Consider the following 24,647-nt stretch of genomic DNA (forward strand, 5'->3'; position numbering starts at 1 on the left):
GATGCCGGGTCATCGCGGTCGCAGGTTGTTCCACTGCTCGCCGCTGATGGTGTTCGACCAGAACACTTGGCCGGTCGCGACCGAGACGATCCGCACCCGGATCTGGCTGTCGCGCCGCGTGCCGAGCGCGTTGTCGATCAGCCGGGAGCCGCTGGCGCCCAGCGAGTAGACGTTGTCGGTCAGACCGCCGTTGCTGCCGTCGAGGAAGGTCGTGATGCGGTAGTTGCCCGGCGTGAAGTCGCGGTAGTCGATGCCGACCGAGTTGCAGCACGGGGCGTAGGGCGAGATGCCGCCCTTGTAGATCGTCGCGCTCGGGGCCGGCGGCGGCAGCACGTCGCGGGGCGTCACGGTGTTCGACGTCGTCGAGGCGCCCGTGGCGCCGTTGTCGACGGCGCGGACCTGGAAGCGGTAGTTCGAGCCGAACGCGCCCTGGAAGGTGTGGCGGCGGTCGCTGCCCACGCGCTGCCAGCCCCAGTTGCGGCCGTCTTCGGAGATGTTGATCTCCCAGCGGTCGATCTCACCCGTGCTCGGCGCGTTTCCCCACGTGAGCGTCAGGGTGCGATCGCCGCGCGCGCCGACGGCGGCCTCGGCCCAGTTCGGCGCTCCCGGCTCCGGAGTGGCGGCGCCCGCGCTCCTCGTCGGGGGGCTCTGCAGGCCGGAGGGGCCGATGGCGACGACATCGACGGTGTAGCCGTTGCCGACGACGCCGACCGCCGAGCTGGAGAGCGTCGTGCCGCTGACGCGCCCGGTCTGGCCGTCGCTCAGGCGCCACTCGTACTCGGCGACGTCGCGGCCGTTGCCGTTCGCGGCGCTCCAGCTGAAGTTCACGCGCCCCGAGCCGTTACTCGTGGCCGAGATGGAGACCGAGCCCGGCGCGCTCGGGGTGCCGAAGGGGCGCGCCGCGGCGCTCTCCGGTGACGTCGTGCTCGAGCCGAGCACGTTGCGGGCGCTCACGCGGAAGGTGTACGCGGTGCCGTTGGTGAGGCCGCCGATCGTCGCCTGGGCGGCCCCGGCGCCCACAGTGGTCGAGCCGCCCTGCCAGGTGATCGTGTAGTCGAGGATGGGCTCGCCGTTCGTGGCGGGCGCCTGCCAGCCGATGACGACGGCCTGATCCTGCTCGCTCACGATCGCGGGCGGGGCGGGCTGGTCGGGCACGTCGCGCACCGTGAGCAGCAGTCGACCCTGCACGTGCCTGCTCGGATCCTGGGTGGCGTCCTGCACCGTGTACACGACGCTCACGACGCCGATGAAGGAGGCGTCGGGGTCGACCGTCACCGCTCCCTCGGCCGTGAAGCGCACCTGGGCGCTGGTCTCGGCGGCGTTCTCGACGACGGCGTCGATGACCTCCAGCGACTCGCCCGCGAAGGGGTTGAAGTCGTTGGCGAGCACGTCGACCGTCGTCGTCACGCTGCGTTGCCCCTTCGCCTCGTCGGTGACCGCCTGCACGAGGGGCCGCTGGGAGGCGACGACCGTCACCGTGATCTGGCCGGGCACGACGAAGTCGCGGTAGCGAAGCTCGACGGCGAGGGTGGTGCTCGTGCCGGGCTGCACGCCGAACGGCGCCGAGACCGTGAGCTGCGAGCCGCCGAGCGATGCCTCGATGCCGTTTGACGGCGTCGAGAGGCCGCCGTACGCGACGTCGGCGATGACGGCGCGGTTCGGGTGGGCCGTCGAGTCGCGCAGGTCCACCGTCTGGGCCGCCTCCCCCGCCTCGATCTCGAGCGAGAGCGCGGTGAACTCCGGCGGCGCGTCGCGGAAGTCGGGGTCGCCGACCGTCACCGGCAGTGTCAGCAGCGCGGTGTTGCCGTTCGGGTCGTCGGCCGAGGCGCCGTCGGTGACCTCGAACACGATCGAGGCCTGCCCGCGGAAGCCCTCTGCGGGCGCGTAGCGCAGCGTGTCGCCGTCGACGACAAGGCTCGAGCCGTCGGCGTCACTGGCCCGGACGTTCTCGGGCCCTGTGAGGATCGCGGGGCGGCCGGTCGGGACGACGACGATGTCCGCGAGATCCCACTGGATCTCGCCGTCCATCTCGACGATCTGCTGCTCGAGGTCGGGTCGCAGGTACGGCGGCGATTCGCGCTCCTCCGTCACCGCGGGCGGCACGACGATGAAGGCCGTCGCCGTGAGCGTGTCGTCGTCGGGGTCGGTGACGCGGTAGGCGATCGCGTGGCGCTCGTCCCCCGGCGTGACCGTGACGGTGCCGGAGGACTGGTCGACCCCGGCGCGGTCGGCGTTCGGCCCCTCGGTCGAGAGCAGCAGGTCGCTGTCGCGACCGTTGGGGTTGTCGATGAGGTCGCTCACGTCGACCACGACCGGGTCGGTGCCCTCGAGCTCGGAGTCGAGCACGTAGTGGTCGTCGGCGGAGGGGAAGGGGATCTCGGCCGAGGAGGTGACCTCCACCTGCACGAAGGCGCTGTCGACGCCGCCATTGCCGTTGGTCATCTCGTAGCGCAGCGCGTAGCCGCCCTCGACCTCGGGTGCGCTGATGATGATCTTCGCGCCGTCGAGCTCCGCTTCGAGTCCGTCGTCGACCTCGAGCAGCTCGCGCGACACGCTCAGCGGGTAGCCGTTGGGGTCGGAGTCGTTCAGCAGCACCTCGACGGAGGCGGTGCGTCCGGGCCTGACCTGGATGCGGTCGTCGACCGCCGTGGGCTGCGCCTGCACCTCCGGCCGCGGGACGACGCCGACGACGATCTCGCCGGTCGCGCGCTCGCCCAGCGCGTCCTCCACCTCGTAGGAGAAGCGGTCGGTGCCGCGCGAGTTGGCGTAGGCCTCGTAGACGAACCAGGTGGGCCCGCTGTCGACGATCGCTCCGAGGCCCGGCGGCGCGGCGAGCCCCGCGAGCACGACCGAGTCGCCGTCGGGGTCCACGTCGTCGAGGGGCACGTCGATGCGCACGGACGAACCGGCGAAGGTGCGGGCGGTCTGCTGCGCGAGCACCGGCGGCTCGTTCGACTCGGCGTCACGCGGCGTCACGACGAAGGTCGCCCGCGCGGTCGCCGACTCGCCGAACTGGTCGGAGATGCGGTACACGACCGAGTACTCGCCGGGAGTCTCCGGCGCCTGGAACCGGACGGCGTCGCCCTGCGTGAACGCGAGCCCCTCGCCCACGCCCTCGACCTCGGCGAGCTGCGGGTCGAGCGTGATGCGGGCGCGATCGGGATGGATGTCGTTGTCGAGCACCGGCACGCTCGTGAAGTCGCCCGCGCGCACCGTGCGCCGATCATCCACCGCGATCGGGGGCTGCCGGTTCACGATCGGCGGCACGGGCACGATCGTGACGCCCGCGACGGCCGTCGCCGCGCCGTCGGAGATGGTGTAGCTCACCTGCGTCTGCTCGGTCACGGCGGCCGAGGCGGTGATGCGGATGATCGTGTTGTTGAGCAGCTCGACCGAGACGCCCTCGGCGGTCGCCTCCGTCGAGACCGACTGCACGGCCAGCACCGAGCCAGACGGCGACACGTCGTTGCTCAGCACGCGCACGGAGGTCGGCTCGCCGGCGCGCAGGTAGGCGACGTCGGCGACGGCGACCGGGGCGAGCGGCTCGTCGGGCCGCGGCCTGGCCTCGATGCGGATGAGGCCGACGCTCGTCGCGGCCTCCGCTCCGAGCCCGTACTTCAGGTACACCGCACCGGGCTCGGTCGGCGTCACGGAGACCCGCCCCGACTCCGGGTTGATCTCGGCCGTCACCGACTCGGGCACCTCGTCGATCGACAGCAGCCGCAGCGCCGCCCCTGACGGCGAGAGGTCGTTCAGCAGCGGCTCGATCACGACGGTCTCGCCGACGATGACCTCGGCGAAGTCTGGCGTGCCGACGGGGGTGAGCGTGCCCGCCGCGACGACCTCGATCTCGAGCTCGCCGCTCGCGCTCGCGCGGCCGTCGGAGACCACGAACGAGATCGTCTTCGCCCCGAGCTCGCCCGAGCGATGCCGGAAGGTGATGAAGCCGTCGGGCGTGAAGCTGAGCTCGTCGGAGGTCGTCGCCGCGGCGCTGTCGAGGAAGATCTCGTCGCCGTCGGGGTCGCGGAAGTTCGGCAGCACGTTGTAGGTGATCGACTGCCCGGTCTCGACGGCGGTGCGACTCGATCGCAGCTGCTCGGGCGCGCCGTTGGCCTCGGCGCTCGTGATGGCGAGCGCGACGGTCGACTCGGCGACGCCTCCCGAGCGGCCGTCGCTCACGGTGTAGCGGAAGCTCGCCCCGCCGGCGGCGTTCGCGGCGGGGGTGAACTGCAGCGCGCGACCGCCGTCGATGAGGTCGAGGCGGCCGACGGTCTCCGGCACGGGGCTGACGTTGGTGACGACGAGCACGTCGCCGTCGGGGTCGGTGTCGTTGTCGAGCACGGGCAGGATCGTCGTGCGACCCGCGCGCACGCCGAACTCGTCGGGTCGGGCGATCGGGGGCCGGTTCTCCTCCGTGCGCTCGGCGAGCGTGTCCTCGAACGACTCCTCCGAGGCCTCCTCGTCACCCTCCTCGCTCTCCTCCAGCTGCGGTGGCGTGATCTCGTCCCAGTTGTCGACGAGGCGCAGCGAGCTCTCGAGCACCCAGGCGTTGCCGGTGAGCAGGTCGTTGAGCGCGATGACCTGGCGGTTGACGCGGAACTCGAGCCGAGAGCCGCTCGTCGGCTGCTCGATGTCGAGCACGCGCGGCTCGGCGCCGTCGCAGGCGTAGAGGTAGGCGCGACCCTCGGGGAAGGCGGCGTGGATGCACCCCGCGAGCTGCACGGGCGCCGCCACCTGCTCGGGCGTGCGTGCCGCGGCCGAGGTCGCCTCGAGGCGCTCGACCTCGCCGCCCTCGAGCGGCACCCGGAGCACTCCCTCGCCCGTCGCGACGACGACCGCGCTCGACTCGTCGCTCGGCTGCTGCAGGCGCAGCGCGTCGTGCTCGAGCTCGATGCGTCGCCCCTCGCCCGTCACGATCACGTCGGCGGCGTCGTCGAGCACGACGGCTGTCGAGCCGACGACCGTCAGCTCGTGCTCGCGCGGCAGGTCGATCGACGACTCGACGGGCGCGAACCCGGGGCCGTCGATGCGGTACAGCAGACCCTGCTCGGGCGAGGTGGCGTGCACGACGCCGTCGCGGCCCACGACGGCGCGCGCGTCGTCGCCGAGCTCGAGGTCGGGCTCGCGCGCCGCCGCGTCGAAGCTCAGCTCGTTGGCGACGTCGACGACCCAGAGCGAGCCGGTCGCGGGGTCGAGCACCGACAGCGTCTCGCGGCCAAGGCTCACGCGCGCGCCGGTGGGCAGGTCGGTGCGCTCGATGAGCGTCGCGCGCGCCTGATCGATGCGCTCGAGCGTGCTGGCCTGCCGATCGTGCAGCAGCACGGTGCGGCCGTGCTGCAGCACGTCGATGTCGTTGCCGGCGGTGCGCACGCCCGCGGTGAGCTCGTCGATCTGCCGGTTGAGGCGCCCGGCGAGCGATTCCTCGCCGTTGGTGACCCACACGTCGCGCGAGTCGAGATCGACCTCGCTCACGGGGAAGCCCTCGTAGGCGATCGCGAGCCCGACGGGAACGCCTGCCAGGAGGGCGACCGCGAGCGAGGATGCGAGGGTGCGGCGAGAGCGCGTCCATCCGCCCAGCAGCGTCACCCGGTCATCCCATTCACATCGTCATCGGTCGAGTCCAGCGGTCACGGTAACACGGGGAAAAATCAGCTGCGATGGGGAGCGCTACCCCTGTGCATCGAGCAGCGGCAGGTCGTCGGCGCTGACCAGGCGCGTGACGACCGCGTACTCGACGAGCCGCGCGCGGCGCTGCGTCGCGAGCTTGCCGGGCCCGCCGCGCAGCCCCTGCACCCCGATGCGGTCGAGCTTGTCGCAGACGTTGTCGAGCTTGCGGTTGAAGGTCGTGAGCGGCCAGCCGAGCCGCGCGGCGGCGTCGGCCGAGGTCGGGATCGCGCCGCGGCCCGGCACGCTCTGCCGCAGCACGTCCTCCGCGAGGGCGATGATGAGCAGGCGCTGGCTGGAGGTGAAGCTGATCGGCATGCGCGTCGTCGAACCGGGGTCGGTGTCGAGCGTCGGTGCGGTGGCGAAGTAGTCGTCCTCCGTGTGCACGGTGAAGTCGTACGTCGTCGAGCCCGCCGTGAACAGCACGTGCAGGGTCGGGAAGACGATGGGCAGGCGTGCACCCGGCCCGAGCCAGGCCTGCACGGCGCCGGAGGAGTCGGAGATCGTCGCCGAGAGGGCGCTGCCGACGTTGGCGAGCCACCACAGGCCGTGCTCGGCGTGCACGCGCAGGAAGACGCGGTGCAGGAACGGGTTGTCGTCGATCGTCAGGTCGGCCTCGCGGCCGATGCCGAGACCCGTCGCGGGGTCCACGTCGAACCACTCGCCGCAGAACTCCACGCGCGGGGCGGCGAGCGCCGCGGCGGTCATCGGCTCGGTCACGGATTCATTCATGCGGGGTAGCAGCTCTCGAGAGGGGCCGCGGAGGCGCGACCGGCGCGGATGATCTCGGCCTCGATGCACACGCGCGCGCCGGGCGCCGTGAGCGGCACGACGATGCGATCGCCCTCGACTGGTCGACGGTCGCCCGGCTGCTCGGCGCGGGCCCAGCGCAGCTGATCGCCCTCCTCCGGCTCGGGGTTGGCGATCTCGAAGACGGCGGCCGAGCCGTCGTCGCTCGGGCCGGCGGAGACGAGCACGGGGCTCGGCACGGTCTCGACCGGGATGGCGATGCCGGGCTCGTCGGAGGGCTGGGCGGTCGCGTCGGGGCGATCGCGCACGACGCCGCCGCCGACGATGACGCCGACGACCACGGCGGCGACGAGCAGGAGCGCGCCCGCGGCGACGAGCACGCGCACGCCGCGCCGCGCGCGGGGCCCGGTCGGCGGGGCCTCGGGGCTGCCTGCGGCCTCGGGCACCTCGGCGCCGTGCCCCGTGGTGTCGTCGCGAGCCGGAGACGACGGGCGGGTCGCCGCGGGGGCAGCTACTCCGGGCGCGGCGCCCGACGGGGCCGCGCCGCGGACGACCGTCGCGTCGAGGGCGGGGGCGAGCCCGCTCGCGGGCGCGGCGTCGCGCACGACGGTCGCCTCGAGCGCCGGCGTGGTCGGCGTCGCAGGCGGTGCCGACGCAGCCGGCGCGGCCGGCGGCACGGGCACCGCAGCGGCGGGTGCGGGAGCCGCGTCGATGACAGTGACACCGCGCACGCGCGTCTCATCGGCGTTCGCCTCCTCCCCCTGCGGGGCGCGCGGCGGCTCGGCAGCGAGGGAGGTGGGCACGTCGAGGGGCGTGGCGGCGTAGCCGAGCTCGAGCTCGACGCGCTGCAGGGCCCGCCCGAACTCGACGGCGCTCGCGTAGCGCTGCTCGCGCGCGGTCGCCATGCCGCGTCGCAGCACGGCCGCGAGCGAGGCGGGCACATCGCTGCGGGTGAGCGGCGTGATGGCACCGCGCTCGATGCGCCCGATGAGGTCGAGCGCCCCGTTGGGGCGACCCGGGATCTCGAAGGGGGTGCGCCCGGCGAGCAGCGTGTGCAGGGTCGCCGCGAGCGAGAAGACGTCGGAGCGGACATCCGGGTCGGGGCGATCGGCGAACATCTCGGGAGGCGACCACGGCACGCTCATGCCGACCGACTCGCCCTCGGTGCTCGAGCCGCCGCGCAGCTCGCTGAGCGTCGTCGTGATCGACACGGGCTCGTCGACGACGCTCGACGAGATGCCGAAGTCGGTCAGCGCCGGCCACCCGTAGGCGTTGGTGAGCACGTTCGCCGGCTTGATGTCGCGGTGCAGGATGCCCGCCTCGTGCGCCGTCGCGATCGCACCCGCGAGGCGCACGCCAGTGCGCAGCGCGTCGGCCACGGCGAAGGGGCCGCGCTTGACCTGCTCGCCGAGGCTGGGGCCGGAGCAGAACTCCATCACGAGGTACGGCCGGTCGTCGGCGGCGATGTCGGCGTGGAAGATCGTGACGATCGAAGGATGCGCGCTCAAGCGGGCCATGAGGTTCGCCTCGTCGACGAACGCCTGCCGCGCTCGCGGCTCGAGCCCGTCGGTCAGCAGCACCTTCACGGCCACCGGTCGGCTCGGCAGTCGCTGCTCGTACAGGAACACGTCGCTGAACCCGCCCGAGCCGAGCAGGCGCACGTGCTCGTAGCCCGGCAGGGCGGGCGGGGTGCTGGGGGCGCGGCGCATCAGCGGCTCCGCACCGTGAGGGTCGTGCCGCCGAGGTCGACGACGGTGCCGTCGAGCACGGCGGTGGCCTCGCCGGCACGCAGCAGCTGCGGCGGCTTGCCCGGCAGTCGCACGCTCGTGCCGTTGCGCGAGTGCAGGTCGGTGACGACGACGGTGTCGCCCTCGAGCGCGATGCGCACGTGGGTGCGCGAGATGTCGGGGTTGTCGCGGATCACGATGAGCCTCGGCACGGCGCCGCTCGCGACCTGGCTGGCGCTCGGCGAGCGACCGACGATGACGGCGGGGGCGAGCGGCTCGACGACGCCCTGGTCGGTCTCGACGACGAAGCGGGGCGCGGCGGGCGCCGCCGGAGCCTCGACCGCTGCGGGGCGCGCGCGCTCCGCGAAGCCGGGGATGCTCGCGCCGACGACCGTGAGCCCGTCATGGTCGCCGATCAGCTCGGCCTCGGTGACCGAGCGCACGATCGTCGCCTCGAACAGCTGCTCGGCCAGCGCGTGCTGCACGAGCGTCTCGCTGGAGAGCGGCACGAGCGTGGGGGCGGTGAGCGGCGAGGAATCGGGGCTCGCGACCGCCCCATGCTCGACGTTCCGCTCGCCGTTCGGCTCCACCGACCCGGGAGCGCCCAGCTCGACCCCGCGGGCCCGCACGACGCCGGCCTCGAGGGGCAGCCCGTCGCCCACCGGCGAGCCGATGCGCAGCACGTCGAAGGCGGGCACGAGCGACTCGCGCCAGGTGGCGACCCCTGCCCCGTCGAGCTCGTCGTGGGCGCCGGAGCGCTCGACCGCGACGGTGAGCGCACCGCGGACGACGACGCGCGCGGCGGGGCCGTCGAGCTCGACGATCGCGAACTCCGGGGCGTCGGCGAGCCCTGCGCTCGTCAGGTGCTCGAGCACGCGGGTGAGCGGCTGCGGCTCGGCGAGCGCGGCCCAGAGCGCCGCGGCGCTCACGGCGGTGCGACCCGGCGCCTCGGCGACGAGCACTGCGAGGCCGCCGCGGACGGCGAGCAGGGCATCCGCCGCCTCGCCGAGCGCGTACCGGGCCGTCATCGGGCGGGCTCCGGGGCGCGCGGCAGCGTGTCCTCCGCGTCGGCCTCGAGCCGGTCGCGGGTCGAGGCGAGGCCGGGATCGCTCGCCTCCGGCGCACCGGGGCTCGACGCCTCGACGACGATCGCCGTGACGTTGTCGGAGCCACCCGCCGCGACCGCCGCGTCGACGAGCGCCTGCGCGATCGTCGGCCGCTCGCCGTGCGCGCCGTGCTCGCGCAGCAGCGCCGCGATGTCGGCGTCGCTGAGCTCGCGGGTCAGCCCGTCGGAGCACAGCAGGAAGACCTGGTCGCCCACGACCGGCAGCAGCCAGACGTCGGCGCTCACCTCGGGGCGCACCCCCACGGCGCGCGTGATCACGTTGCGGTCGGGGTGGGAGGCGGCGTCGGCGACGCTGAGCGTGCCGGCATCGACGAGCTCCTGCACGAGCGAGTGGTCGACGGTGAGCTGGCGGAGGTCGCGGCCGCTCCAGGCGTAGAGGCGCGAGTCGCCGATGTTCGCCGCGAGCCAGTAGGCCGAGCCCTCGCTGTCGCCGCGCACGAGCCCGAGCACGACGAGCGTCGTGCCCGAGACGCCCGTCACGCCGTCGCGCTCGGAGCGCTCGCGCACCGCGTCGTTCGCGGCGCCGATCGCGGCGAGCAGCTCGTCGACCGTCGGCGTCGAGCCCTCGGGAACGCGATCGGCGATCGCCGCGATCGCCGTGCGGCTGGCGACGTCGCCCCGCTCGTGACCGCCCATCCCATCGGCGACGACGAAGAGCGGCGGGGCTGCCCGGAAGGAGTCCTCGTTGAGGGGTCGCACGGCACCGGCCGAGGTCTCGGCGGAGACGACGATGCGGGTTGCAGCCGACCCGACGGTCACCTCCGTCTGCGCGCGCACGCCATCGCCCCCCTCAGCACTCGACCCGTCGGTGCACCACCCTACAGAATCGTTGAGCAGCACTCAGTGCCGGAACGGCGACGCCCCGCCGCTCGCGCGAGGCGAGGGCGGGGCGTGCGGGGGCGGCCGCTGGCCGTCGGGTGACTAGCGATCGCGCGCGTCGCCGGGCGCCGCGACCGTGGGCTCGCCCTCGGCCGTGGCCTCGACGACCGCGGGAGCGTCGTCGTCGCTCGGGCCCGTCAGGCTCGGGATGTAGCGGTGCTCGCGGCGGATCTTGATGAGGCTCGCCACCACAGCGACCGCCATCGAGGCGATGATGACCGCGAGCGAGGTCCACGTGTCGATCTCGGGCACGTTGACGTGCTCGCCGCCATTGATGAACGGCAGCTCGTTCTCGTGCAGGGCGTGCAGCACGAGCTTCACGCCGATGAAGGCGAGGATGAACGCGATGCCGTACTTCAGGTACTCGAGCTTGTCGACCAGGTGGCCGAGCAGGAAGTACAGCTGGCGCAGCCCCATGAGCGCGAAGACGTTCGCGGTGAAGACGATGAACGGGCTCTGCGTGATGCCGAAGATCGCCGGGATCGAGTCGAGCGCGAAGATCAGGTCGGTCGTGCCGATCGCGATGAAGACGATGAGCAGGGGCGTGAAGAAGGTCTTGCCGTCGACGCGCGTGCGGATCTTCATGCCGTCGAACTCGTCGGTGATCGCGATGCGCTTGCGCAGGAAGCCGATGAGCTTCGACTCGCGCTCCTCGTCGTCCTCGCGGCCCGAGAACGCCTGCTGCGCGGCCGTGACGAGCAGGAACGCGCCGAAGATGTAGAAGACCCAGCTGAAGTTCTCGATGAGCGCGGCGCCGAGCAGGATGAACACGCCGCGGAAGATCAGCGCCAGGATGATGCCGACCATCAGCACCTCCTGCTGCATCTTCTTGGGCACCGCGAACTGGGCCATGATGATGACGAACACGAAGAGGTTGTCGATCGAGAGGCTGTACTCGGTCAGCCAGCCGGCGACGAACTCGCCGCCCGCGTCGGGGCCCACGAAGGCGAACATCATGCCGGCGAAGACGAGCGCGAGCGCCACGTAGAAGGCGACCCAGAGACCCGACTCCTTCGGGCTCGGCACGTGCGGCCGCTTGACGACGAGCAGCAGATCGGCGAGCAGGATCAGGCTCAGCACGACGAACGAGCCGATCTCGAACCAGACGGGGATGACGTAGTCCACGAAGGCCTTCCGGGGGGGTGGTGACGGAGCCGCGGGGGGCGGCGAACTGGGCGAGTCTACCCGCGCGAGCGGCGCGCGCTCTGGGCGGGCGTCCGGGAAGCGCGCGGCGAGCATCCGCCCCCGCGGCCGCGCCGCACGCGCACCGCGCACGCGCTGGGCCCGTGCCGCGCCGGCGAGAATGACGAAACCCCCGGCATGACCGGGGGTTTCGTGTCTGGTGACCCCAGCGGGATTCGAACCCGCGTTACCGCCGTGAGAGGGCGGCGTACTAGGCCGCTATACGATGGGGCCGTTCGCGACTGGACGAGTATGGCATAGGTGCCGAGCGGATTCCAAAACGACTGCCTCGGCACGCGACCCCCTCTCCTCCGCGGCCGCTCAGGGCGCCGGAGCGAGCACGCGCAGCGCCCCCGGCTCGACCGTGACGTCGATCGGCAGCGGCGCGATGCGCTCGCCGTCGGCGTACGCGACGATGCCGTCGGCCTCGATGCGGATGCTGCGCCCGCGCCGCATGATCACGCGCGGGTCGGTCACGTGCGTGCCCGCGAACACGCGCGGGAAGATGCGCAGGAACGCCAGCCGCCCGAGGGGGCGCACGATCATGACGTCGAGCAGGCCGTCGTCGAGCAGCGCGTCCGGTGTGACGCGCATGCCGCCGCCGAGCGAGGTGTTGTTGCCGACTGAGACGAGCAGCGCGCGCTCGCGCAGCTCCTCCCCGTCGATCACGAGCCGGTACGCGATCGGGCGCAGCCGGGCGAGCTCGATGAGCAGCGCGACCGTGTAGCGGCTGCGGCCGCGCGGGCGGCGCAGGCGGTTCGCGCGCTCGTTGACGATCGCGTCGAAGCCGGCCGAGAGCACGCACGCGAAGCGGCGGGAGCCGCCGGGGCGGCCGGCCCCGCCGATCGAGGCGGTTCCGGCGGTGCCGGTGGTGCCGGCGGGCGACGCGGTGCCGTGATCGATGCGGGCCGCGTCGATGACGCGGGGGCCGTGATCGAGGGCGTCGAGCATCCGCTCGATCGCCGCCTCGGGGTCGTTGAGGGGGATGCCCAGCCCGCGCGCCATGTCGTTGCCGGTGCCGCTCGGCACGATGCCCAGCCGGGTGCCCGTGCCGGCGGTGAGCTCGACGCCGAGGTTGACCATGCCGTCGCCGCCGACCACGACGAGGGCGTCGACTCCGGAGGCGAGCCTGGCCGCGGCGGCAGCCCGCACCGCCTCGAGGCTCGGCTCGACGAGCTCGTGCACGACGTGCCCGCGCTCGCGCAGGAGGGCGACCACGCGAGGGCCGACCTCGCGGCCGCGACCGAAGGAGGCCGTGGGGTTGATCGCCACCGCGAGCGTGCGCACCGTCGTCACACCTGCCGATTATGGGGGCGGAACGGTCGTGCGCGGCGCGCGGCGGGCATCCGCCCGGTCGGCGCGTCGCGGCGCGTCAGCTGCCGCGGTTGTTCTGCAGCTCGAAGACGGCGAGCAGCTCGGCGACGGCCCTCTCGCGCTCGTCGCCGCCGGCGTCGAACATGTCGGTCACGTGCGTGCGCAGGTGGTTCTCGACGAGCAGCTTGTTGAGGCTGCGCAGGCTCTTCTGGATGGCGAGCGACTGCGTGATGATGTCGACGCAGTACTCGTCGGCCTCGATCATGCGCTCGATGCCGCGCATCTGGCCCTGCAGGATCCGCGCGCGGTGGAGTGAGCGCTTCTTGATGTCGTCGATCATCCGGTAAGCGTACCCCCCGGGGGTACCGGTGCGGTAGGGGCGCGCACACGGCTGGCGCGAGTACCGTGACGGCATGATCCTCACCAAGCACGAGCACGCCTGCCTGGAGCTCGAGAAGGAGGGCGCGCGTCTCGTCGTCGACCCCGGCCTGTTCGCCGCCCCCTTCGACGCCCCCGGCCTCGTCGCCGTCGTCGTCACGCACGAGCACGCCGACCACGTCACGCCCGAGCACCTCGACCGGCTCCTCGCCGCCTCCCCCGACGCCGCCCTCTTCGCGCCCGCCGGTGTCGCCGCCGCGCACCCGGGCTACGACTGGCAGGTCGTCGCCGCGGGGGATGCCCGTGAGGCGGGGCCGTTCCGGCTCGCCTTCTCGGGCGGTCGGCACGCGGTCATCCACGCGAGCATCCCCGTCATCGACAACCTCGGCGTCATGATCGACGACGCGCTGTACTACCCGGGCGACTCGTTCACCGACCCCGGCGTGCCGGTCGACGTGCTCGCGGTGCCGGCGAGCGCGCCGTGGCTCAAGATCGGCGAGGTCATGGACTACCTGAACGCGGTGCGGCCGCGCCGGGCGTTCCCGACGCACGAGCGGGTGAACTCCGACGCGGGCAACGCGATGGCGAACGGGCGCATCCAGCACGTCGTCGAGCAGCACGGCGGGCGCTTCTTCCCGCTCGTCGCGGGCGACGCGCTCGAGGTCTAGGGAGCGACGCTCGCCGGGACGGCGACGGCGCGGGTGCGCCGACGCGCGTCGCGCCGAGCCGTAGCCAGCACAACCCCCGCGGCGACCGCGGTGAGCGCGGCGGTGGCGATCGCGAGCGACAGCGTGAGGGCATCCGGCGCGACGATCGACTGCCCGCGCAGGGCCTGCTGCGTCACGTTCGCGACGACCGCCGCGAACGCCGCCGCGCCCACGAGCACGAGGCGTCGGCGCACCTCAGCCGAGGCGAGCACGCGTGCGCGTCGGGCGGCGAGCTCGAGCAGCAGCGCGAGCAGCGGCAGCGCCTGCAGCGCGTGCATGCCGACGAAGTGAGGGATGCGCAGGTCGCCGGCGACCGTGCTCCAGCCGAGCAGCGGCAGGCCGGGGCCACCATCGGGCAGGCCGACGGTGTGCGCCCCGGCGACGCCTTGGAAGTCGGCCAGCTGAGCGCTCGTCGGCCCCGTCATGAGGAACCCGAGCGCGAGTCCCACGAGCGACAGCAGGATGCCCGCCCGCAGTGACGCCCGACGGGCCGCGTCGGCGCCGGGGCTGCGCCACAGCACGACCCCTGCGACGAGCGTGGCGACCCACAGCGTCGTGATCGCGCTCGCCATGATCGACCACGCCGTCGTCGCGAGCGGCGTGTCGACCATGAAGTGGCTGCGCAGGCCCGCCGCGGCGAAGCCGACGATGATGACGAGCTCGATCGCGAGGGTCACGGCGATGACCGTGCCCGCCCACCACGCGATTCGCCGGGTGCGACGGCGGCCCGGCAGCGCCGTGAGGTGCCCGAGCAGCCACGCCCACGTCGCGGCGTAGATCGTGCCCGAGATCGCGAACTTCAGCGGCTTCTCCCACAGCGGCCGGCCGACGAGCTCGCGGCCGTCGACCGCGTAGCCGACCGCGGCGACGATCGTCAGCACGGCCAGGGCCGCCGCGAGCGCGAGCAGCGGCCGGTGCCACTGCTGCGGCGGCAGGTCGAGCCGCCAGTCGGGCCGCCAGTCGGCGCGCCCGGTGAGCGTCAGGTCGCCATCGGCGTCGTGGTCGTGGTCGTGGGTGAATGCTCGGGTCTCGTTCAGCACGGCGTGTCCTGTCGGTCGTGGTCGAGGTCGGGGGCGGGGAACCGCTCGAGCGAGGCGTGCTCCTGGGCCGCTCGGCGCAGCCCCGCGGCGAGCGCGTCGCCGAGCACGGTGCCGACGATGACGACGTCGACCATCTCGGTGCGGTCGCCGCGCGAGCGCTCGCCCGCCGCGGCGACGGCGGCGAGGTCGGCGCGGGCCACGAGCTCGGCGGCGTCGGCGTAGGCGTCGAGGGCCTCCAGCAGAGCATCCTGGCCGAGAGCGACGTAGGCGTCGAGGACGCGGGCGGCCATGGCGAGCCCGGGGTTCTCGCGGTGCACACGCCAGCCGCGGCGCGCGCAGAGCTCGTCGATCAGGCGGCGGCCGGTGCCGCTCGGCGACTCTTCCTCCGGAGCGCTCGAGGGCGCGAGACGCTCGGTCACGGCGCGCTGGGCGATGCCAAGAACGGAGTGCACGGGCAGGTCGTCGCGTTGCATCGCCGAGACGACCTCGGCGGCGCGGGCGACAGGCAGCCCGCCGACGTCGATGAGCGCCCGGACGAGGCGCACGCGATTGATGTGACTCTCGTCGTACTGCGCCTGATTGGGGCTCGTGCGCTCGCCGGCGTGCAGCAGGCCCTCGCGCAGGTAGAACTTCAGCGTCGGCACCGGGGTGGCCGTCGCCGTGCTCAGCTCGCTCATCCTCATGTGGATAGCGTAACTATCGATAGTGCTGATGTCTATACCTGGATGCTGTCGCGCGCAGGGACGAGCATCCGCCCCGCGTCAGGCGCGATCGAGCGCGTCGATGTAGCGCAGCACGATGCCCTCACGCAGCGCCCACGGCGAGATCGTGAGCGTCGGCACGTCGAAGACCTTCATCGCCGTGCGCAGCAGGATGGCCCCGGCGAGGATCTGGTAGCCGCGCTCGGGCGTGATGCCGGGCAAGTACTGCCGCACCTCCGAGGGCATCTCGCGCAGGGTCGGCTCCCACTCCTTGAGGCCTTCGTAGCGGATTGGCGCCGCCTCGCCCGTGAGCGGGTCGGCGGGACCGCCGACGAGCCTGCCGAGCGAGCGGATCGTCTTCGACGTGCCGACGACGCGCGTCGGCCGGGGCCGGTCGGCGAAGACCGTGTCGCGCGCTTCGGTGAAGACGGCGCGGGCGTGCGCGCGCAGGGCGGAGACGGCCTCGCGGGCGGGCGGGGCGTCGCGCAGGTGGTTGATCGTGACGCGGCCGGCGCCGAGGGGCAGCGAGACCTGCACGTCGGGGTACTCGTCGGCACCCTGCGCGATCTCGAACGAGCCGCCGCCGATGTCAAACAGCAGGATCTCGCCCGCCGACCAGCCGAACCAGCGCCGCACGGCGAGCATCGTGATGCGCGCCTCGTCGTCGCCCGAGAGCACCTGCAGCTCGACGCCCGTCTCGCGGGCGATGCGCGCGAGCACCTGCTCGCCGTTGGCGGCCTCGCGGATCGCCGAGGTCGCGGTCGAGATGACGTCGTCGACGCCGATCTCGGCGACCGTCGCCGCCGCGCTGCCGATCGCGTCGATGAGCAGTCGCTGGCCCTCCTCGACGATCGCGCCCTCGGCGTCGAGGAACCGCATGAGCCGCAGCGTCGAGCGCTCGGAGTGGTACGGCACAGGGCTCGCGCCGGGGTGCGCGTCGACGACGAGCAGGTGGACGGTGTTCGAGCCGACGTCGATGACTCCGAGGCGCATGCCTGCAGGCTACGCGGAGAGGAGGACTTGCTGGGGTACCTGGACTCGAACCAAGAACAACTGAACCAGAATCAGCCGTGTTGCCAATTACACCATACCCCACCGGGGTATCGCGGGCCGGGGCCCTCGATCGCCGGGAGGCCCGCGAGCGGGCCGAGAAGCGAGTTTACCCTACCGGGTGAGCGGGCACGAACGCGGGCCTCCGCCCGGGCGCGCCCCGGGCATCCGACGCCCTGAGCAGTGGGGGCTCACTCGACGCTCACGACGATCTCAGCCCCGCAGTACGCCTCGGGGAAGCACACGATGTCGACGCGCGTGGGCAGCCCGATGCGGTCGCCCGTGCCCGTCGAGAGTGGCTGCTGCACGCCCGACTGCTGGGCCGCGACGACAAGATCGGTGAGAGTGCCGGGCTCGAGCGGCGCGAAGCCGAAGCGCTCGGCGCTGTCGTTCGCGAACGCCTCGACGTCGCGGAAGGTCGGGAAGGCGCCAGCGGCTCCCCCGCGCGTCGGCTGAATGCGCAGCTCGCGAACGGCCCCGCCCTCGGTCACGATCGCGAACGCCGGCGTCGTGAAGCGCGCCCCGCGCTCGCCCGACGTCGTGAGCAGCACCAGCCGGTAGTCCAGATCCTGCGGGTGCGGCCCGATGACGAGCTCACCCTCGGCGGGCAGCCCGAGCGGCTCGGTCTCGACGGGCAGCTCGCGCAGATCGAGGCGCGGGATGCGCTGCTCGTCGATGTACGCCAGCCCCTCCTCGGTGAACACCGAGAAGTTGAGCTCATCGACCTCGTCGGTCTCGGCCGGGCCGGGCCCTGCCTGCAGCCGGGGTCCCTCGGTCACGGCGAAGATGACGACCCCCACGATGACAATCGACAGCAGCACGGCCGGGATCCACCGCGCCCACGCGGGAACCCGTGAGGGGAAGTCGGACATCCCGCCAGCCTAGCCGCGGCGCGCCGACGCGACCCGCCCCTCCCCCAGCCTCGCTCCCGCGCCGCGCGCTACGGTAAGAGCCGTGCCGCGCCCGACCGCCTCCCGCCGCCGAGCCGTGGTCGTCGCCGTCGCCGCGGCCCTCGCCGCGCTCGCGGGCGCGATGCTCGCGGCGCGGGCGTTCCTCGACAGCCCGGCCGGGGCATCCTTCATCAGCACCTACCCGGGCGCGTACGACCCGCCGCCCGGCACCCCCGAGGGGTTCCCCGCCTGGCTGCGCTGGACGCACTGGCTCAGCGCCTTCTTCCTGCTCTTCATCGTCAGCTCGGGCCTGCACCTGCGCGCCGGGCAGCGCCCGCCCGCGTTCGTGACGCGGCGCACCCTCGGCCCGATCGTCGCCAGGAATCCGGCCCGACTCGGCCTGCACGCGTGGTGGCACATGATCGTCGACACGCTCTGGGTCGCGACCGGCGTCGTCTACGTCATCGCCCTCGTCGCGAGCGGGCACTGGCAGCGGCTCGTGCCCACCGACCTCGCCGTCGTGCCGAACGCGCTCTCGTCAGCGCTGCAGTACCTCGCCCTCGACTGGCCCGACCACGACACCTGGACGCGCTACAACAGCCTGCAACAGCTCTTCTACGCGGCCACCGTCGTCATCGCCTCGCCGCTCGCGCTCGTCACCGGACTGCGCCTGTCGCCGGTGTGGCCGAAGCGGTGGATGCGCGCCCGCGGGCCGCTCGGCGACGCCGCGGCTCGCCGCACCCACCGCCTCGTGCTCTGGTACTTCGTGGCCTTCACCGTGGCGCACGTCGCGCTCGTGCTGCTCACGGGAGCGCGCGAGAACCTCAACGGCATCTACGCCGGCGTCGACGACGCCGAGAGCTGGCTCGGGGTCGGGCTCTTCGCGCTCTCCACGGGCGTCATGGCCGCGGCGTGGGCGCTGCTGCGGCCGCCCGCGCAGATCGCGATCGCGCAGAAGGTCGCCGACGTGCGGGTCTTGCCCGCGCCGCCGGCGACGGCGAAGCGCTAGGCCTGCTGCAGGCTGTCGCGCAAGCGCCGCAGGCGGGCGAGCGTCGAGTCGCGGCCGAGGAGCTCCATCGACTCGAACAGCGGCGGGCTCACGCGGCGACCCGAGACGGCGACGCGCAGCGGCCCGAACGCGACCTTCGGCTTGAGGCCGAGCCCGTCGATGAGCGCCGTGCGCAGGGCGGCCTCGATGCCCTCCGGCGTGTACTCCTCGAGCCATTCGAGGGCGCCGATGCCGGCCTCGAGCACGGCGACCGCGTCATCGCCGAGCGAGGCGCGAGCATCCGCCTCGATCTCGAGGTCGTCGTCGGCCGTGAACAGGAAGCCGACCATGCCCGGCACCTCGCCGAGCAGGCCCACGCGCTCCTGCACGAGCGGGGCGGCCTTCGCCAGCAGCTCCCGCTCCTTCGGGCGGGGAACGTCGTTGAATAGGCCCGCCCCGCTGCAATAGGGGATGCTCCGCTCGACGAACTCCTCGAGCGGCAGTCGCCGCACGTGGTCGCCGTTGATGGCCTCGGCCTTCTTCTGGTCGAACCGCGCCGGGTTGGGGTTGACGTCGCGCACGTCGAAGGCGGCGACGAGCTCGTCGAGCGTGAAGACGTCGCGGTCGTGGCTGAGCGACCAGCCCAGCAGTGACAGGTAGTTGAGCAGGCCCTCGGGGATGAACCCGCGGTCGCGGTGGTGGAAGAGGTTCGACTGCGGGTCGCGCTTGCTGAGCTTCCTGTTGCCCTCGCCCATGACGAACGGCAGGTGCCCGAACTGCGGGATGGCCTCGGCCACGCCGATGTCGATGAGCGCGTGATACAGCGCGATCTGGCGCGGCGTCGACGACAGCAGATCCTCGCCGCGCAGCACGTGCGTGACGCCCATGAGCGCATCGTCGACGGGGTTCACGAACGTGTAGAGCGGGGCGCCGTTGGGGCGCACCACGACGAAGTCGACGAAGCTGCCCGCCGGGAAGGTGATGTCACCGCGCACGAGGTCGGTGAAACTCAGCGCCGTGTCGGGCACGCGCAGGCGCAGCGCCGGCTGGCGGCCCTCGGCGCGGTACGCCTCGCGCTGGGCCTCGGTGAGCTCGCGCTCGGCGTTGTCGTAGCCCATCTTCGGGTCGCGGCCTGCGGCGATGTTGCGGGCCTCGATCTCCTCCGGCGTGAGGTACGACTCGTACAGGTGGCCGGCATCCTTGAGCTTCTGGATGATCTCGGCGTAGATCTCGCCGCGCTGCGACTGGCGGTAGGGCGCCTGCGGGCCGCCGACCTCGACGCCCTCGTCCCAGTCGATGCCGAGCCACCGCAGCGCGTCGAGCAGCTGGTGGTAGCTCTCCTCGCTGTCGCGCGCCGCGTCGGTGTCCTCGATGCGGAAGATCAGCTTCCCGCCCGTGTGGCGCGCGTACGCCCAGTTGAACAGGGCGGTGCGCACGAGGCCGACGTGAGGCGTGCCGGTCGGCGAGGGGCAGAAGCGCACGCGGACATCGCTGCCCGTGGCGGTGGAGAAGGCGGGAGTGGTCATCGCCTGCGATCCTACCGGCGGGGTGCGGCGCCTCCCGCGGCCCGGGGGGTGAGCGCGAGCAGGGCGACGACGACCGCGACGAGGCCGAGCGTCACGAACGAGAGCCCCGAGTACCCGAGCGCGGCGAGGGTCGGGCCGGCGAGCAGGCCGCCGACGGCGCCGCTGCCGCTCATGAGCAGGTCGCTGCGGCCCTGGATGACCGGCCGCCGCTCGGGCGCGGTCGACTCGGTGAGCAGCGCGCTGCCGGCGACGGTCGAGGCGCTCCAGCCGAGGCCGAGCAGGATGAGCCCTGCCACCACGGCCGCCTCGCTCTCGGCGCCGAGCGCGGTGAAGAGCAGGCTCGCCACGAGCAGCGCCTGCCCGATGAGGATCGTCCACCAGCGCCCGAGCCGGTCGGCGAGGATGCCGAAGACCGGCGAGAGCGCGTACATGCCGGCGATGTGCAGGCTGATCGTGAACCCGACGATCACGAGGCTCGCGCCGTGATCGGTGAGGTGCACGGGCGTCATCGCCATGACGCTCACCATCGTCGCGTGGCTGAGGGCGAGCGCGACGAGCGCGAGGCGGATGCCCGCGCGGTCGCTGCGCGCCGCCTCGGCCACCGACTCCCCCGCCTCGGCCGCTGCCGCCGCGGCATCACGGGCGAGCTGCAGCGCCAGCCGCAGCGGGTCAGGGCGCAGCGCCACGAGGTAGAGGGTCGCCGCCGCGACCTGCGCGATGACGGTGAACAGGAACGGGCCGGAGAGCGGTGGCAGCCCGATGGCCGCCCCGAGGGTCTCGCCGGGGCCGATGAGGTTGGGGCCGCTCACGGCGCCGACGGTCGTCGCCCAGACGACGAGCGAGAGGTCGCGGCCGCGCGTCGCGGGCGCGGCGAGGTCGGAGGCGGCGAAGCGCGACTGGAGGTTCACGGCCGTGCCGACGCCGATGAGCATGATGCCGACGAGCAGCAGCGGGAAGCTCGGCAGCCCCGCGGCGACGATCGAGAGCACCGCACCGGTCGCGGCGGTCAGGGCGCCCGTCGCGAGGGCGGTCGCGCGCCCGGCCCGGCCGGCGAGCCGCGCGAGCGGGATGGCGGCGAGCGCGGCGCCGAGGGTCGCCATCGTGGCGGCGAGGCCGCTGTAGGCGGGCGAGCCCGAGACCTCGGCGGCGAGGATGGCGCCGATGCTGAGGGTCGAGCCCATGCCGAGGCCGGCGAGCACCTGCCCCGCCATGAGGGTCGAGCGCACGCGGCGCTGCACGCGAGCAACGTCGACCGCCGCGACCGTCGCCGGGGCCGGAGGGGCGGAGCTCATGGCTCCATCATGCTCCTGCCGAGCATCCGCCGCGTGCACGACGGTCGCGAGCGCGACCGCGCGAATCAGAAGTCTCGGTCGTCGCGGTTCTTCGCCGGGTTGCTGAGCGTGCCGAGGCCCTCGATCGTGATGTCGACCGTCTGGCCGTCGACAAAGCCGCCGAGGCCGTCAGGCGTGCCGGTGAGGATGAGGTCGCCGGGCAGCAGGGTCCACACGTCGCTGATGAACTCGATCAGCTCAGGGATCTTGTGCAGCAGGTCGGCCGTGTTGCCCTTGCGCCGCAGCTCACCGTCGACGAAGGTCTCGATCTCGAGGTTCGTCGGGTCGATCTCGGTGTCGATGTAGGGGCCGATCGGGCAGAACGTGTCGTAGCCCTTCGCGCGCGCCCACTGGCCGTCGGCGAACATGACGTCGCGCGCCGAGACGTCGTTGGCGATCGTGAAGCCGAACACGACGTCGCGCCAGTTCTCGGCCTTGACGCGCTTGGCGACCGAGCCGATGACGATCGCGAGCTCGCCCTCGTGCACGATGCGGCCGTCGACCGGCGGGATGACGATGGCGTCGCCCGGGCCGACGACGGCGGTGTTGGGCTTGAGGAAGATGAGCGGGTTCGGCAGGGCGTCGTGCCCCATCTCCTTGGCGTGGGCGGCGTAGTTCATGCCGACGCAGACGACCTTCGAGCGCGGGATGACCGGCGCCAGGATCTTCGCGTCCTTCAGCGGCACCCGCTCGCCGGTCGTGTCGTAGCCGTGGTACATCGGGTCGCCCGAGAGCACGACGAGCTCGTCGTCGTCGACGATGCCGTAGCGGGGCGTTCCGTCGGTGCTGAAGCGCGCGATCTTCACCGTGCGAGCCTACCTTCTGTTCAGTCCTGCTTCATGCGTTCGCATCGAGTGCCCGCGGCCGCGAGCGGTCGCCGGCGCGAGACCGCGGGCGGATGCTCAGGCGGGGGTGACGACGTACGTCGCCGTGACCTCGCCCTGAGCATCCGTCGCGACCGAGAGGTCGACGCGGTACGAGCCCGACGTGAAGGCGCCGTACCCGCTGGCGTCGTCGCTCGAGACCCCGCTGCCGGCGAAGCCCGCCGCCTCGAGGGCGGCCGCCGCCTCGTCGAACTGCGCGGCGCTCGACAGGCGCGTGCGCACGACCCAGCCCGAGCCCTCGGGGCCCGCTCCCCCGCCGAGCACCTCGCCCGTGAGCGGCACCTCGCTCGGGAAGCTCGAGGGCGCCTCGCCGTCGGTCGTCAGCTCGACGCCGCCGAGCACGTCGTCGACGAGCCCGCGGATCGACTCGTCGATGCCCGAGGTGATCTGCTCGACGCCCTGGTCGACGAGCCCCTCGACGATGTTGTCGATCGGGGTGCCCGTCGCGCAGCCGCTCGCGCCGAGCGCGAGGGCGCCCGCGAGCGCGGCGGCGGCCAGTCGAGCGGTGCGGGGGCGACGGGTCATGAGTCCTCCTGGGGTCAGGCGTTCTGCTTCTTCAGGCGCGAGGCGGCGCGGGCGCGCAGCGTCTGGTCGAGCTCGACCTTGCGGATGCGCACCTTCTCGGGTGTTACCTCGACGCACTCATCCTCGCGGGCGAACTCGAGGCACTCCTCGAGCGTCAGCTGACGAGGCGGTGTGAGGCGCTCGAGCTCCTCCGCCGTCGACGAGCGGATGTTGTTGAGCTTCTTCTCCTTGGTGATGTTGACGTCCATGTCGTCGGCGCGCGAGTTCTCGCCCACCACCATGCCCTCGTAGACCTCCTCCGTGGGGTTCACGAAGAACGTCATGCGCTCCTGCAGGGCCATCATCGCGTTGCTCGTCACGACGCCCGCGCGGTCGGCCACGATCGAGCCGTTGTTGCGCGCGACGATCGACCCGGCCCACGGCTCGTAGCCGTGCGCGATCGCGTTCGCGATGCCCGTGCCGCGGGTCGTCGTGAGGAACTCCGTGCGGAAGCCGATGAGGCCGCGGCTCGGCACGATGAACTCCATGCGCACCCAGCCGGTGCCGTGGTTCGACATGCCCTCCATGCGGCCGCGACGAGCGGCGAGCAGCTGCGTGATCGCACCCAGGTACTCCTCCGGAGCGTCGATGGTCAGGTGCTCGAAGGGCTCGTGCAGCTTGCCGTCGATGGTCTTCGTGACCACCTGCGGCTTGCCGACGGTGAGCTCGAAGCCCTCGCGACGCATGTTCTCGACGAGGATCGCCAGGGCGAGCTCGCCACGACCCTGCACCTCCCACGCGTCGGGGCGGCCGATGTCGACCACGCGGATCGACACGTTGCCGATGAGCTCGCGGTCGAGGCGATCCTTCACCATGCGCGCGGTGAGCTTGTGGCCCTTGACCTTGCCCACGAGCGGGCTCGTGTTGGTGCCGATCGTCATCGAGATCGCCGGCTCATCGACCGTGATGGCCGGCAGCGGGCGGATGTCGTCGGGGTCGGCGATGGTCTCGCCGATCGTGATCTCCTCGATGCCGGCGATCGCGACGATGTCGCCCGCCGCGGCCGACTCGGCCGGGTAGCGCTCGAGCGCGCGAGTCTTCAGCAGCTCGGTGATGCGCATCTGGCTGTGCGTGCCGTCGTGGCGCACCCACGCGACCTGCTGACCCTTCTTCAGGGTGCCGTTGAAGATGCGCAGCAGGGCGATGCGGCCGAGGAAGGGGCTCGCGTCGAGGTTCGTGACGTGCGCCTGCAGCGGGTGCTCGTCGTCGTAGGTCGGCGCCGGGATGTGCGAGAGGATCGCCTCGAACAGCGGCTCGAGGTCGTCATTGTCGGGCAGCTGGCCGTCGGCCGGGCGGGTGCGGCTCGCGGCGCCCGCGCGACCCGAGGCGTAGATCACCGGCAGGTCGAGGATCGCGTCGACGTCGAGGTCGGGCACCTCATCCTGCAGGTCGCTCGCGAGGCCCAGCAGCAGATCGTGGGTCTCCTCCTCGACGGCCTCGATGCGGGCATCCGGCCGGTCGGTCTTGTTGACCAGCAGGATGACCGGCAGCTTCGCCGCGAGCGCCTTGCGCAGCACGAAACGGGTCTGCGGCAGCGGGCCCTCGCTCGCGTCGACGAGCAGCACGACGCCGTCGACCATGCTGAGGCCGCGCTCGACCTCGCCGCCGAAGTCGGCGTGGCCGGGGGTGTCGATCACGTTGATCGTGATCTCCTGCCCGCCGGCGTGCTTGCCGGTGTAGGTCACCGCCGTGTTCTTTGCGAGGATCGTGATGCCCTTCTCGCGCTCGAGGTCGTTGGAATCCATCGCGCGCTCGTCGACGTGGGCGTGCGCGGCGAACGACCCCGTCTGACGGAGCATCGCGTCGACGAGGGTGGTCTTGCCGTGGTCGACGTGGGCGACGATCGCCACGTTGCGCAGGTCGGAGCGGGTGGCGAGCGCCATAAACAGAAGCCTTCGTTCGGGGAGGAGTGGTGGCTCAGGCACGACAGAGAGGGCCGAGCAGCG

The 24,647-nt window shown here is 72.7% G+C and carries 18 protein-coding genes, 2 tRNA genes and 1 pseudogene; 2 read left to right on the forward strand and 19 right to left on the reverse strand.

Annotated features, from left to right (window positions below):
* Nucleotides 1-9: 9 nt before the first annotated feature.
* The 9 genes from ID804_RS10975 to ID804_RS11015 form a co-directional block, all read right to left on the reverse strand.
* Nucleotides 10-5,586, reverse strand: coding sequence for an Ig-like domain-containing protein (locus ID804_RS10975; protein WP_169080053.1), 5,577 nt, complete (start codon nucleotides 5,584-5,586; stop codon nucleotides 10-12).
* A gap of 81 nt (nucleotides 5,587-5,667) precedes the next feature.
* Entirely contained in the window at nucleotides 5,668-6,372 is a 705-nt protein-coding gene (locus ID804_RS10980) for a hypothetical protein (RefSeq protein WP_169080271.1), read from the reverse strand.
* Between the two features lie 20 nt (nucleotides 6,373-6,392).
* Complete coding sequence (locus ID804_RS10985; RefSeq protein WP_169080055.1) at nucleotides 6,393-8,123, reverse strand: serine/threonine-protein kinase; 1,731 nt, start codon at nucleotides 8,121-8,123, stop codon at nucleotides 6,393-6,395.
* Complete coding sequence (locus ID804_RS10990) at nucleotides 8,123-9,169, reverse strand: FHA domain-containing protein (protein ID WP_169080057.1); 1,047 nt, start codon at nucleotides 9,167-9,169, stop codon at nucleotides 8,123-8,125. The genes ID804_RS10985 and ID804_RS10990 overlap by 1 nt, the downstream gene beginning before the upstream one ends.
* Entirely contained in the window at nucleotides 9,166-10,044 is an 879-nt protein-coding gene (locus ID804_RS10995; RefSeq protein WP_317451275.1) for a PP2C family protein-serine/threonine phosphatase, read from the reverse strand. Before ID804_RS10995 ends, ID804_RS10990 begins: the two co-directional genes overlap by 4 nt.
* A 144-nt stretch (nucleotides 10,045-10,188) precedes the next feature.
* Complete coding sequence (locus ID804_RS11000) at nucleotides 10,189-11,271, reverse strand: TerC family protein (protein WP_317451276.1); 1,083 nt, start codon at nucleotides 11,269-11,271, stop codon at nucleotides 10,189-10,191.
* Between the two features lie 215 nt (nucleotides 11,272-11,486).
* Nucleotides 11,487-11,562, reverse strand: a tRNA-Glu gene (locus ID804_RS11005).
* 87 nt (nucleotides 11,563-11,649) lie between these two features.
* A complete protein-coding gene (locus ID804_RS11010) occupies nucleotides 11,650-12,624 on the reverse strand; it encodes a diacylglycerol kinase family protein (protein WP_169080061.1) in 975 nt (324 codons plus the stop codon).
* A gap of 76 nt (nucleotides 12,625-12,700) precedes the next feature.
* Complete coding sequence (locus ID804_RS11015) at nucleotides 12,701-12,982, reverse strand: metal-sensitive transcriptional regulator (RefSeq protein WP_169080063.1); 282 nt, start codon at nucleotides 12,980-12,982, stop codon at nucleotides 12,701-12,703.
* Between the two features lie 73 nt (nucleotides 12,983-13,055).
* Between ID804_RS11015 and ID804_RS11020 the strand changes: the two genes are divergently transcribed.
* Nucleotides 13,056-13,688 (forward strand): MBL fold metallo-hydrolase, encoded by a 633-nt coding sequence (locus ID804_RS11020; RefSeq protein WP_169080065.1) that lies wholly within the window; start codon nucleotides 13,056-13,058, stop codon nucleotides 13,686-13,688.
* Here the strand turns inward: ID804_RS11020 and ID804_RS11025 are convergent.
* The 5 genes and pseudogenes from ID804_RS11025 to ID804_RS11045 form a co-directional block, all read right to left on the reverse strand.
* Nucleotides 13,685-14,806 (reverse strand): annotated as a pseudogene (locus ID804_RS11025) (hypothetical protein); the annotation flags it as partial. The gene ID804_RS11020 and the pseudogene ID804_RS11025 sit on opposite strands and share 4 nt — an antisense overlap.
* Nucleotides 14,761-15,444, reverse strand: coding sequence for a MerR family transcriptional regulator (locus ID804_RS11030; RefSeq protein WP_211161224.1), 684 nt, complete (start codon nucleotides 15,442-15,444; stop codon nucleotides 14,761-14,763). The pseudogene ID804_RS11025 and the gene ID804_RS11030, both read right to left, overlap by 46 nt.
* An 84-nt stretch (nucleotides 15,445-15,528) precedes the next feature.
* Nucleotides 15,529-16,461: a Ppx/GppA phosphatase family protein gene (locus ID804_RS11035; RefSeq protein ID WP_169080071.1), complete on the reverse strand. Its 933-nt coding sequence runs from the start codon at nucleotides 16,459-16,461 to the stop codon at nucleotides 15,529-15,531.
* Nucleotides 16,462-16,491: 30 nt separating this feature from the next.
* A tRNA-Gln gene (locus tag ID804_RS11040) sits at nucleotides 16,492-16,563 on the reverse strand.
* 146 nt (nucleotides 16,564-16,709) lie between these two features.
* On the reverse strand, nucleotides 16,710-17,390 hold the full coding sequence (locus tag ID804_RS11045) for a hypothetical protein (RefSeq protein WP_169080073.1): 681 nt from the start codon (nucleotides 17,388-17,390) through the stop codon (nucleotides 16,710-16,712).
* Between the two features lie 82 nt (nucleotides 17,391-17,472).
* Here ID804_RS11045 and ID804_RS11050 point away from each other — a divergent pair, with 82 nt between their 5' ends.
* Entirely contained in the window at nucleotides 17,473-18,417 is a 945-nt protein-coding gene (locus ID804_RS11050) for a cytochrome b/b6 domain-containing protein (RefSeq protein WP_317451277.1), read from the forward strand.
* Here the strand turns inward: ID804_RS11050 and gltX are convergent.
* The 5 genes from gltX to typA all read right to left on the reverse strand — a co-directional run bounded on the left by gltX (nucleotide 18,414) and on the right by typA (nucleotide 24,584).
* Nucleotides 18,414-19,922: a glutamate--tRNA ligase gene (gene gltX, locus ID804_RS11055; protein ID WP_169080075.1), complete on the reverse strand. Its 1,509-nt coding sequence runs from the start codon at nucleotides 19,920-19,922 to the stop codon at nucleotides 18,414-18,416. The two genes, ID804_RS11050 and gltX, sit on opposite strands and share 4 nt — an antisense overlap.
* An 11-nt stretch (nucleotides 19,923-19,933) precedes the next feature.
* Entirely contained in the window at nucleotides 19,934-21,214 is a 1,281-nt protein-coding gene (locus ID804_RS11060) for an MFS transporter (protein ID WP_169080077.1), read from the reverse strand.
* Nucleotides 21,215-21,279: 65 nt separating this feature from the next.
* Nucleotides 21,280-22,059, reverse strand: coding sequence for a fumarylacetoacetate hydrolase family protein (locus tag ID804_RS11065; protein ID WP_169080079.1), 780 nt, complete (start codon nucleotides 22,057-22,059; stop codon nucleotides 21,280-21,282).
* Nucleotides 22,060-22,155: 96 nt separating this feature from the next.
* On the reverse strand, nucleotides 22,156-22,662 hold the full coding sequence (locus ID804_RS11070) for a hypothetical protein (RefSeq protein ID WP_169080081.1): 507 nt from the start codon (nucleotides 22,660-22,662) through the stop codon (nucleotides 22,156-22,158).
* Nucleotides 22,663-22,676: 14 nt separating this feature from the next.
* Nucleotides 22,677-24,584, reverse strand: a complete 1,908-nt coding sequence (typA, locus tag ID804_RS11075; RefSeq protein WP_169080083.1) for a translational GTPase TypA — start codon at nucleotides 24,582-24,584, stop codon at nucleotides 22,677-22,679.
* Nucleotides 24,585-24,647: the final 63 nt, after the last annotated feature.

The organism is Microcella alkalica (assembly GCF_014595885.1).
Lineage (GTDB): Bacteria > Actinomycetota > Actinomycetes > Actinomycetales > Microbacteriaceae > Microcella > Microcella alkaliphila_B.

What these genes read in the sequence shown, in the direction of transcription:
- ID804_RS10980 (WP_169080271.1), bottom strand. Translation starts at nt 6,372, where the DNA reads ATGACCGCCGCGGCGCTCGCCGCCCCGCGCGTGGAGTTCTGCGGCGAG.
- ID804_RS10985 (WP_169080055.1), bottom strand. Translation starts at nt 8,123, where the DNA reads ATGCGCCGCGCCCCCAGCACCCCGCCCGCCCTGCCGGGCTACGAGCAC.
- ID804_RS10990 (WP_169080057.1), bottom strand. Translation starts at nt 9,169, where the DNA reads ATGACGGCCCGGTACGCGCTCGGCGAGGCGGCGGATGCCCTGCTCGCC.
- ID804_RS11015 (WP_169080063.1), bottom strand. Translation starts at nt 12,982, where the DNA reads ATGATCGACGACATCAAGAAGCGCTCACTCCACCGCGCGCGGATCCTG.
- ID804_RS11020 (WP_169080065.1), top strand. Translation starts at nt 13,056, where the DNA reads ATGATCCTCACCAAGCACGAGCACGCCTGCCTGGAGCTCGAGAAGGAG.
- ID804_RS11030 (WP_211161224.1), bottom strand. Translation starts at nt 15,444, where the DNA reads ATGAGCGAGCTGAGCACGGCGACGGCCACCCCGGTGCCGACGCTGAAG.
- ID804_RS11035 (WP_169080071.1), bottom strand. Translation starts at nt 16,461, where the DNA reads ATGCGCCTCGGAGTCATCGACGTCGGCTCGAACACCGTCCACCTGCTC.
- ID804_RS11045 (WP_169080073.1), bottom strand. Translation starts at nt 17,390, where the DNA reads ATGTCCGACTTCCCCTCACGGGTTCCCGCGTGGGCGCGGTGGATCCCG.
- gltX (WP_169080075.1), bottom strand. Translation starts at nt 19,922, where the DNA reads ATGACCACTCCCGCCTTCTCCACCGCCACGGGCAGCGATGTCCGCGTG.
- ID804_RS11060 (WP_169080077.1), bottom strand. Translation starts at nt 21,214, where the DNA reads ATGAGCTCCGCCCCTCCGGCCCCGGCGACGGTCGCGGCGGTCGACGTT.
- ID804_RS11070 (WP_169080081.1), bottom strand. Translation starts at nt 22,662, where the DNA reads ATGACCCGTCGCCCCCGCACCGCTCGACTGGCCGCCGCCGCGCTCGCG.
- typA (WP_169080083.1), bottom strand. Translation starts at nt 24,584, where the DNA reads ATGGCGCTCGCCACCCGCTCCGACCTGCGCAACGTGGCGATCGTCGCC.